General features: G+C 62.4%; 3 protein-coding genes. 1 reads left to right on the top strand and 2 read right to left on the bottom strand.

Annotated elements, in window-relative coordinates; translation table 11 throughout:
* Positions 1–588, top strand: a 588-nt coding sequence (locus tag FS320_RS42495; protein WP_152718534.1) for a protein-L-isoaspartate O-methyltransferase family protein, incomplete at its 5' end; no start/stop codon positions are given.
* 442 nt (positions 589–1,030) lie between these two features.
* Here the strand turns inward: FS320_RS42495 and FS320_RS42490 are convergent.
* Together FS320_RS42490 and FS320_RS42485 are read right to left on the bottom strand one after the other, a co-directional pair.
* On the bottom strand, positions 1,031–1,366 hold the full coding sequence (locus tag FS320_RS42490) for a DUF6894 family protein (RefSeq protein WP_244627746.1): 336 nt from the start codon (positions 1,364–1,366) through the stop codon (positions 1,031–1,033).
* A gap of 12 nt (positions 1,367–1,378) precedes the next feature.
* Positions 1,379–1,792, bottom strand: a complete 414-nt coding sequence (locus FS320_RS42485) for a hypothetical protein (RefSeq protein ID WP_152718533.1) — start codon at positions 1,790–1,792, stop codon at positions 1,379–1,381.
* Between the last annotated feature and the right edge of the window lie 107 nt (positions 1,793–1,899).

Genomic DNA, 1,899 nt, shown 5'->3' with positions numbered 1-1,899 from the left:
GGGAGCACGATTGCGCATATCGGCGCCGGCACGGGCTACTACAGCGCCATCCTGGCCGAACTGGTCGGTTCCTCAGGCCAGGTGACCGCGGTCGAGTACGATCCGGCTTTGGCCGAGCAGGCACGGGTCAACCTCGCGCCGTGGCCGAACGTCGAGGTCGTCCAGGACGATGGTGCCGCCTGGCCGCGCAGCGATGTCGATGGCATCTACGTGAACTTCGCCGTCGAACGGCCGGCCGATCCATGGATCGAGCGCCTGCGCCCGAAGGGGCATCTGGTCTTCCCGATCGGCGTTGCCGGGCGGCCGAGATCGCCCGGAGGACCGCGGCACACGTTGCGCGGCGGTGTCCTGCTCGTGGAGAAGAGCGGATCCGAGCATCCGGTCCGGGTGGTGAGCCCGGCGGGCTTCGTGTGTGCCGAGGGGCGGCTTGCGGTCAGCGAGGACGAGAGGGAGCGGCTTGCGGCCGCGTTCGACGGGGGTGGGGCGGAGTTCGTGAAGACGCTCGTGTGGAAGAGGCCCGTCGATCCTGCACGATGCTGGTACGCGGCGGCCGATTGGGCGCTGTCCTACGATCCACCACAGGAGTGACCATGCTGGTCCGGTCCATACTCAGGAGTAGGTCGATGAGATCTCTCATCTCGATCATGCCCCTTAGCGGTTAAATTCTAAGCTGGAGTTTGGCCATTTTTGAGGGTGCTCGAGGATCAGACATGGATCCAGAAAGCGGGCTCTGAGGCGATGTACTCGACGGCTTGGTCGACCGGCATCGTCAGCCTGCTGAACGGACCAGGGTCCTTCCAGCGCTCGCCATTCCACCACAACACCTGAACCTTCTCGGGATCTTCGGCCGCTCTCCAAGGGGCAAATTGGAGTAGCAACGCAGAAACCCCGCTCGAGGTAGAGCCGAGCGGGGTTCCATGCGGGAGCAAACCGCGATGGGGGCGCGGGGTGGCTTGTGTGTAGAGGCAGGGAGTTAACGGCCCGTTGCCCTCACTCGCACCAATGTGACCGACTGGCTTCCGACACTGGGCTAGTGAGCCGAGAGAGCATCAAGCGGGATCGCCTGGATTGCCTGACCTGAGGCATCGACAATCTCCAGCCGCCATCCCTGCCATTCATCCGAGTTGGATGGATCATGGGCGCGAAGCTCCTCGACGGCTTCCATGGCGGAGACCACCGCTGCCCGGATGCTGGATGCCACAATGCCCTCCTCGTCTCGGATCATGGTCTCGCCATTGGTGAGATTGAAGTAGTAGCGTGCTGCTCCCGAGAGGCCCTGTGCGGACAAATCCGAAGAACTCGACGATAGGTTGATGTCAATAGGGCCAGCAGGAGGTGCCGGCTTGCCGTTGGTGAAAGTGGTCATGGCTGCGACACCTTACTGAATTGCCGGAGAGGAGAGGTTAGCGAGATCCACCCACCCTGTGCAGGTTGGAAGCTCAGGGACAAGGTAAGCGCGGCTCCCCTCAAGCTTCTCGACCCGACACGGATATGTCCTCTTGTCGCCCGGAGGGCGGTACAGGACCAAGCTTCCTTCAGACACCATATCGCCTGAGACAGGTTCAAGGGTGGCTTCTGCGCTTGGTCCGGGCTGCTCGCCCCCGATGGAACCGGGAGAGATGACCTGCTTGGCGGCCCGTACACGCTCAAGAGTAGCAATGGCGAGGCGAGCCCGGTCCCGGTAGCGGTCCATAACGAGCTTGAGGGGGCCGCGCTCCTGCCCTGAATGCCACGAGATCCCACCCGCTTTGGCCAACTCCGCGGCCACAGCCTCAACTTCATCGTCCGTCATACTCAGCCCTCCTGGGACAGAGTAAGGGCTATTGTCCTGTGCCACAATGTAAGGTGATGAAGCAGAACCTATTTCCCCCGCTGTGTCGCTCTTATGATGAAGAACTA

The sequence above is a fragment of the Microvirga tunisiensis genome (assembly GCF_009296175.1).
Taxonomy (GTDB): domain Bacteria; phylum Pseudomonadota; class Alphaproteobacteria; order Rhizobiales; family Beijerinckiaceae; genus Microvirga; species Microvirga tunisiensis.
Note: the sequence above shows the minus strand (reverse complement) of the source record. Positions and strands in the feature narration are given on the sequence as shown.

Bases quoted from the DNA above. Each gene is read 5' to 3' on its own strand.
- FS320_RS42490 (WP_244627746.1), bottom strand. From the start codon at position 1,366: ATGACCACTTTCACCAACGGCAAGCCGGCACCTCCTGCTGGCCCTATT.
- FS320_RS42485 (WP_152718533.1), bottom strand. From the start codon at position 1,792: ATGACGGACGATGAAGTTGAGGCTGTGGCCGCGGAGTTGGCCAAAGCG.